The organism is Rhizobium sp. NZLR11, from assembly GCF_019685115.1.
Taxonomy (GTDB): Bacteria; Pseudomonadota; Alphaproteobacteria; order Rhizobiales; family Rhizobiaceae; genus Rhizobium.
The window spans coordinates 22,721-29,967 of the sequence record NZ_JABDWD010000038.1; the positions used below are offsets into that span (position 1 = coordinate 22,721).

At 60.7% G+C, this 7,247-nt stretch carries 7 protein-coding genes; 4 read left to right on the forward strand and 3 right to left on the reverse strand.

From position 1 onward, the window contains the following. Positions 1 to 4 precede the first annotated feature (4 nt). A complete protein-coding gene (locus HJB83_RS32920) occupies positions 5 to 1,030 on the forward strand; it encodes a fumarylacetoacetate hydrolase family protein (protein WP_207583893.1) in 1,026 nt (341 codons plus the stop codon). Then, on the forward strand, positions 1,027 to 1,659 hold the full coding sequence (maiA, locus tag HJB83_RS32925; RefSeq protein WP_207583894.1) for a maleylacetoacetate isomerase: 633 nt from the start codon (positions 1,027 to 1,029) through the stop codon (positions 1,657 to 1,659). Before HJB83_RS32920 ends, maiA begins: the two co-directional genes overlap by 4 nt. Before the next feature lie 36 nt (positions 1,660 to 1,695). Here the strand turns inward: maiA and HJB83_RS32930 are convergent, their stop codons facing one another. Beyond that, positions 1,696 to 2,166, reverse strand: a complete 471-nt coding sequence (locus tag HJB83_RS32930; RefSeq protein WP_207583895.1) for an MEKHLA domain-containing protein — start codon at positions 2,164 to 2,166, stop codon at positions 1,696 to 1,698. A 397-nt stretch (positions 2,167 to 2,563) separates the two neighbouring features. Between HJB83_RS32930 and HJB83_RS32935 the strand changes: the two genes are divergently transcribed. Continuing rightward, entirely contained in the window at positions 2,564 to 3,895 is a 1,332-nt protein-coding gene (locus HJB83_RS32935; protein ID WP_221132684.1) for a hypothetical protein, read from the forward strand. A 91-nt stretch (positions 3,896 to 3,986) separates the two neighbouring features. Here the strand turns inward: HJB83_RS32935 and HJB83_RS32940 are convergent, their stop codons facing one another. After that, the gene (locus HJB83_RS32940) at positions 3,987 to 4,895 is read right to left on the reverse strand and encodes a hypothetical protein (protein ID WP_207583897.1); all 909 of its coding nucleotides are present in this window, start codon (positions 4,893 to 4,895) and stop codon (positions 3,987 to 3,989) included. 230 nt (positions 4,896 to 5,125) lie between these two features. On the opposite strand from HJB83_RS32940, the gene HJB83_RS32945 reads away from it, so the two are divergent. Further along, on the forward strand, positions 5,126 to 6,394 hold the full coding sequence (locus HJB83_RS32945) for a patatin-like phospholipase family protein (RefSeq protein ID WP_207583898.1): 1,269 nt from the start codon (positions 5,126 to 5,128) through the stop codon (positions 6,392 to 6,394). 74 nt (positions 6,395 to 6,468) lie between these two features. On the opposite strand, the gene HJB83_RS32950 is transcribed toward HJB83_RS32945, so the two are convergent. Beyond that, the coding region (locus HJB83_RS32950; protein ID WP_221159838.1) for a KUP/HAK/KT family potassium transporter at positions 6,469 to 7,247 on the reverse strand (779 nt) is incomplete at its 5' end.

Genomic DNA, 7,247 nt, shown 5'->3' on the forward strand with positions numbered 1-7,247 from the left:
GGACATGAAGCTTGCGACCTTGAAGGACTCCACCAGGGACGGCCGCCTCGTCGTCGTTTCCCGCGACCTGACCCGCTGCTCCGAAGTCGGCCATATCGCCCGCACGCTGCAGGCAGCACTCGACGACTGGGAGCATGTGGCGCCGAGACTTGCGCTGATTGCCGAAGGCATCGAGACAGGCGCCCAGCCGACGCTCCGGTTTCACGAGCATGACGCAACGTCACCTTTGCCGCGGGCCTATCAATGGGCCGACGGTTCCGCTTACGTCAACCATGTCGAACTGGTGCGCAAGGCGCGCGGCGCCGAGATGCCGGCAAGCTTCTGGACCGATCCACTGATGTATCAAGGAGGCTCGGATAGTTTCCTCGCGCCGCGCGAGCCGATCCTGGTGGCTGACGAGGCCTATGGGATCGACATGGAAGGCGAGGTCGCCGTCGTCACCGGCGACGTTGCCATGGAGGCAAGCCCGGAAGCGGCACGCGACGCCATCCGCCTCGTGATGCTGGTCAACGACGTGTCGCTGCGCGGTCTGATCCCCCACGAACTGGCCAAGGGATTTGGTTTCTTCCAATCCAAGCCGGCTTCGGCATTTTCGCCTGTCACTGTGACGCCGGACGAGCTCGGGGACGCCTGGGATGGCGGCAAGCTGCATCTGCCGTTACTGGTCAGCCTGAATGGCAAGTCCTTCGGCAAGGCCAATGCCGGCATCGATATGACGTTCGATTTCGGCCAGCTGATCGCCCATGCCGCCAAAACCCGAAATCTGACGGCCGGAACGATCATCGGCTCGGGAACGGTTTCCAACAAGCTGGACGGCGGCCCGGGCCGGCCGGTCGAAGAGGGAGGGGACGGCTATTCCTGCATCGCCGAGATCCGAATGATCGAGACGATCGAGACCGGCGCGCCGAAGACGCCCTTCATGCAGTTCGGCGACCAGGTCCGCATCGAGATGAAGGATCGCGCCGGCCATTCGATCTTCGGGGCGATCGAGCAGACCGTCGAACGTTATGGGGGAGTGGGGCCGCAATGAGCGAGGTCGTTCTTTACGACTACTGGCGATCGTCGGCGAGCTATCGCGTCCGCATTGCGCTCAACCTGCTGGAGATCGACTACAGGACGGTGCCGGTCAATCTGCTGGAGGGAGCGCATGGGAAACCGGACTATCTCACGCTCAACCCGCAGGGGCTCGTGCCGACCCTGGTGGTCGATGGAAGACCCCTGACCCAGTCGCTTGCCATCATCGAATATCTGGCCGAGCTTCGGCCGGAATGCGGATTGCTGCCATCCGATAGCGCCGATCGCCAGACAGTGCGGGCGCTGTCCTATGCGGTCGCCATGGACATCCATCCGATCTGCAACATGCATGTCGTGGCCCATCTCACGACCATGACCGACAAGGCCGACGCCCGCGAGGAATGGATGAAGCATTTCATCGCCGACGGACTGCGCAAGCTGGAGGCGATGATCGGCGAACACGACGGAGCCTTCAGCTTCGGCGACACGCCGACGATGGCGGACCTCTGCCTTATCCCGCAAGTCTATAACGCCCGCCGTTGGGGCGTTGATATCACGTGTTTCCGACGCATCGCCGATATCGATAGTAGGTGCGCAGAACTGCCGGCGTTTCAGGCAGCGCATCCTGACCGCGTGAGGCCGTGATTTCACCGCCGGCGGGGCAGATCCGGCGGTAGCCGACTACTCGTCCCGCCATGACGGGAATATCGCAGCCTGGCCCAGCCGCTTCCCGGTCTCATCGATGAGCTGCCAGACGGTCACCTTCTCGATCCAGAAACGCCGTCCCGATTTCGCGATCCTGAGGCCGCGGCCATTGTCGACAAAACCGTCGCGCGTGACGCTATCCAGCAACTGCTGGCGCTCGGCGCGATCGGGCTGTTCGGCCGAAAGCCGAGACGGCAGCGCGACGAATTCCTCCCAGCCATATTCGAAGCATTTCTGCGCGGTGCGGTTCGCGTAGATGAAGCGCGGGTCCGGCTCGCTATTGTGGGCGAGGACCACGAAAGGCGCATCGTTGTAAAGCCAGTCCGGTCCTTGCCCGTCCCGGACAAGGCGACGGCCGACAATGCGCTTGTAGCTTCCGGTGAGAAGGGAGAAGAAATCGGCGTCGCTCGTCAGGTCGAGGGCGTGATCGTCATAGGTAGAAGTCACGAAGTGCCTCGCTGGTCAGATGCTCGGTGCAGGCGACATAACCGATATTCAGTGCATCGGTCTACAAGGCCCGCCGCTCGGGAATTGATAGGACCGATTTCAAGCACATCTAGCCCAAGCATCCCGACCGTGCGGATAGGAATGTCGCGATGCCGGCGAGGAACCGGCGTTTACCGTGTCTTATCACTTCTGATTGTGCCGCTTGCCAGAAGATCGCCCCTTGTGCATTGATCGGATTTTGCTGGGTAGGGTGAAATGTTCTCGTCAAAGCTGTTGATCTTTCACTCGTGATCGCCATGGGCTTGGGTCGCATTGAAGCGGGCTCACGCCGAGGATTCGGTGATCAGCCTGGCAACAAGTGAGCAAGATATGCTGCGAGTGACGACAGGAGAAATACGTGCTCGAAGGCTGGGGAAGAATGCTGAAATCCGTCTCATTCATATCGATGCTGCTGGCATTCGTCGCCCTGGCCGGAGAGGGGCATGCAGCAATTTCCTACCAACGTCTGGACGGCGCGCCGGGAGAGCGTGGCCTGGTGATAAAGGGCGTGTTTGAGTTCTCCGACGATCCGACGAAGCTTGTCGTCGAATACCGGCAGTACCAAGCGGACTACATCAGCTTTGACTCGCCCGGCGGAAACGTGGTCACCGCGATCAGCTTCGGCCGCGCCATCCGCGCACTGAATGCAAAAACGCTCCAGATCAGAGCCATGGAATGTGCATCGGCTTGCGCCTTCGCCTTCGTCGGTGGTGTTGAAAGATTTGCCGAGCCAGGGTCTATCGGCGTGCATCGGGTTTCCCTATCCGACGATGCCGGCGTGGATAACAAATTGGCCGTCTCGACCGTTCAAGCGCTGACCGGCGACATCATCGGCTATCTCACCGACATGGGGGTAAGCCCCAATCTGCTGCAACTCAGTCTGTCGATCGACAGCACCGATATACGGTATCTCACCGCTGCCGAAATGCGAGACTGGAACATCAACACGCCCGAGGATATGCCCTCGGCACAGGAAAGCGCGCCGCCCCCGCCAGGCGCCGCACCGCAGGAGAGCGCAACACCCGCCGACATGCCGTCAGACCCCGGCGCTTCCAAGGAGGTGGCTGCCTCCGAACCCGGCGACCTGACCACGGAAGCGGTTGATTTCGTCAACCGATACAATGACGAATGGTCAAAAGACAGCGCTTCGGCGCTAGCCTTCATGAAGAGCATCTATGCCGATGAGGTCTCCTTCTTCGGCAACTCGGTCGACAAAGACGCCGTCCTGAAGGAAAAGGCAGCCTTCGCGGAACGTTGGCCGGAGCGCATCTACAGCGTCAAACCCGGCTCCGTGACTGCGAGCTGTGCCGGAAAATGCGAAATGTCGGGAATTGTCGAGTGGTTTGCCCGAAACAAGGAAACGGGTAAGACTTCCGCCGGGATGGCGGAATTCTCTTACGTGTGGAACACGGCCTCCCTGCAGATCGAGTCCGAGACCGGAAAGGTGCTCGCCACGGACAAGGGAGCCAAGGCGCCGGATCGGTTGATTGACCAGTGGATAGGGCTGGACGACATCTGCCGCGGTAGCCTCGACCGCGAGGGCGTCAAGACACTGCAGGCGTGCAAACGGCGCGACGAGCTCGGTCCGCTGCTCGATCGCCTCGACTGGTGTTATGGCCGTGAGGGTGAAGCCGGAATGGACTGGGAATGGCACAAATGCGATGCCAACTCCCGGAGGTATGCAGAGTAGATATCGCCGGTCCGCAGCCAGCGACCGCAGGGGCAGCAGTCCGCCCGAGGGAACGAGCGGCCGGTTACTGCTTCAAAGCGGAGGTATCTGGCTAGCAACCATCAAGCACCTTGATCCTCAAGACCAGTGTTTTGCCAAACACATAGGTGGTCTGGACATCGGCGCGGCCCTTACAGCGACGACCGTCATTGGTGACGTATTTGTAGGAAACCCTGACCTCATCGTCGCCGCGCAACGCCGTGCCTGTGAGTTTTAGCGGCTGCGACATCGCGCCGAAGAAGGCGTGGATCGAAGCTTCGTTGAAGGGCCCCTGGCCGCGCTTTTCCGGAACGACCAGCGCCGAGGCGGTTTCACCATCGGCTGCAGCGAGCGCGGAGTAAAAGGCCGTCACCGCGCCCATCGGATCGTGTGGAAACGTCTTGCCCGCCTCGGACGCCGGATCAGGTCCGTCCTCGTCGATCGCGTCGTAGGTGATGCCCACGGCCTGCGCCTTGGCGGCCGTCAGCCACGCGATGCCTTCAGGTGGTGCCGACGTCACGTAGGCGATGGCGGTATCGGACAATCCCAACTGGTTGAGGTAGGCGCCGACCAGCGCATTGGCGACGCCGCTCTCGCTGGCCTTGCCGTCCACCACGCGATAGGCGGCATGGAAGCCGATATTGGATTCAGGCTGAAGAAACCGGGGCGACCCGGCAAGCCAGGTGAGGGCGCAAGCTGACGCGCACAAGGTCCCCGGCGGGGTGGCCGTGGCAAAGCCTCGAAGGCGGATGGCACGCCCGATCTCGATCCCGGCTTTGAGATCCCCGCCCTCGCTGTTCAGGAAAACAAGGGCCTTGCTGGAGGCCGCGGCCAGGTTTCTGAAGACGATTTCGTCACCGTCGTTCAAGACGCCCGTGACGGAGATCAGATCGGTATCATTCTCCAACGGCTGTCGCGTGATCTCTGCCGCAGACAGAGGAAATGCGCATAGAAACAACAGCCCAGCCGCGATGTAACGCATCGATTCGCCCCGCCTTTACGATCATTATTGAACATTGCGAGGAATTTTTTGCAAGTCCGATCGGGGCGGCCCACCGAGGCAGGCTTCGGTCAATCCGCGGAGTGGCGGATCGAAGTGAAAGATGGGCTGGATCGCCATCTCTGCGCAAATCCACTAGGACATTCCTACGCGCCGATCTTGATCTGGTATACATCGGATGTCGGCATTCTGTTAACGCGACACGATAAAGCATGTCAGAACACGAGCATCCCGAGGAAGACAGCGTCTTGTCTGGATCCGGCGAACCCGAGAAACCCGCGGAGCGCTATCAACTTGGCCTTTGCCTTTCGGGCGGCGGCTATCGGGCCATGCTGTTCCACGCGGGATCGCTGGCGAGGCTGAACGAGGCCGGTCTTCTGGCGAAGCTCGACATGATCTCGTCGGTATCGGGCGGATCCATCGCCTCCGGTCTGCTGGCCTATGTGTGGCCGCGGCTGGTCTTTAAGAATGAGGTCGCCGTCAACTTCAAGACGGAATATGTCGATCGCATTCTGGCCTTCAGCCAGGTCTTCGCCGATGGGCCGAGCTTTCTGAAGGGCGTGTTCAATCCCTTCTCGAGCGCGGCGGAGGAGGCGGCAAAACTCTATGAGCGACATCTCTTCGACGGAAAGTCGCCAAGCCTGAAAGATCTTCCGGGGTCGCCCTGGTTCGTATTCTGCTCCAGCAATCTCAGCACCGGTTCGCTCTTCCGCATGTCTAACCGCTATATCGCGGACTACAGGATCGGCCTGTCGTTTCATCCGGCACTTTCGCTCGCGACCGCGGTTGCCGCTTCGGCTGCATTCCCGCCCGTACTGTCACCGCTGCGATTGGACCTGTCGCAGTTTTCCTGGAAGAGGGAAAAACTCGATGACACGGTTGGCGAACCCGTTGCTCCGGACAGGGCGATATTGAGCGACGGTGGCGTTTATGACAATCACGGCATCGAGCCGGCGCTGAAACGCTGCGACTGCCTGCTCGTCAGCGACGCAGGAGCGCCTTGGCGCTCCTCCACCACCCGCGGATACTGGAACTATCTCTCCCAGCTCAAGCGTGTTCTCGATACCACCGACAATCAGGTGAGGTCGTTGAGGCGGCGAGACCTGGTCGCCGCCTTCAAGGCTGCAAAACTGGCGGATATGCTTGGCCTCGACGATCCCTCGAAATCGGCTCTGCGCGCAAGAACGCGTGGCGTCTATTGGTCGATCGACAGCAAGAACGCCGAACTCGAGCCATATGCATCTTACACGCTGCCGCCGTCCCCGGTCGTTCCCTCCGACGTCGGCACCTACGTTCATTTCTTGGGCGCTGAGGAGACGGAGCACCTGACGAATTGGGGGCATTACGTGTGCGACGCCATGCTCAACCGGTTTTATCAATCGCAGCTGGTTCCATCATTTGGGCCGCCATTAATTGCCGGCGCCGTGAAGCCATCTTGGACGGCGAGGGCCAGCAAGCGCCTATTCGACTTCCTGCTGTGAGCAGAGGGGCGACGAGGTTGAATACGGACAAAGATTGTTCCCGCGAGTGCGTCGGCGTCTGACGCTTGTAATATTCAGATCGTCGTCTGTAGGCCAAGTTCGACAACTCGGCCGGTTGGAAGTCCGAAATAGTCTGTCGCATTGCCGGCATTCTGCGCAAGCGTGATGAAGAGACGATCCTGCCAGAACGGCATGCCGCCTTTCTTGGAAGGCAGGATCGTCCGCCGTGACAGGAAGAAGGACGTGGACATGATGTCGAATTTCAGCCCCAGCTTACGTACCAGGACGAGGGCGCGGGGAATGTTCGGCGTCTCCATGAAGCCGAAGGTGACGACCAGCCGGCTGAACAGCGGATTGAAACTCTCCAGGAAAATCTTCTCGTCGTCGGGGACAAAAGGCGTCGTCGCGGTCACGACGCTCAGGATGATGTTTTGCTCGTGAAGTACCTTGTAATGCTTGAGGCTATGCAGAAGCGCAGTCGGTGCCCCTTCGACGTCGCTGGTGAGGAAGATGGCCGTGCCCGGCACAGTCGGTGGTTTCTTTTGCGCGAGCCTGTTGATGATCGACGCCAGCGGGATTTCGTCCATCTTCGTGCGGGCGGCGAGCAGACGACGACCGGACATCCAGGTCTGCATGATGAGACCCATCGTGCAGGCGACCGCGACCGGCACCCAGCCGCCGTCGGCGAACTTGGCGACGTTGGCGGTGAAGAAGCCCGCGTCGATCAGGAAGAGCGGCGCCACGGCCGCCGCGGCGCTTACCGGTTTCCAGTTCCAAACGCGTAGCATGACGACGAAGAGAAGCACCGAAGTGATCAACATCTCTCCAGTCACGGCGATGCCGTAGGCGGCGG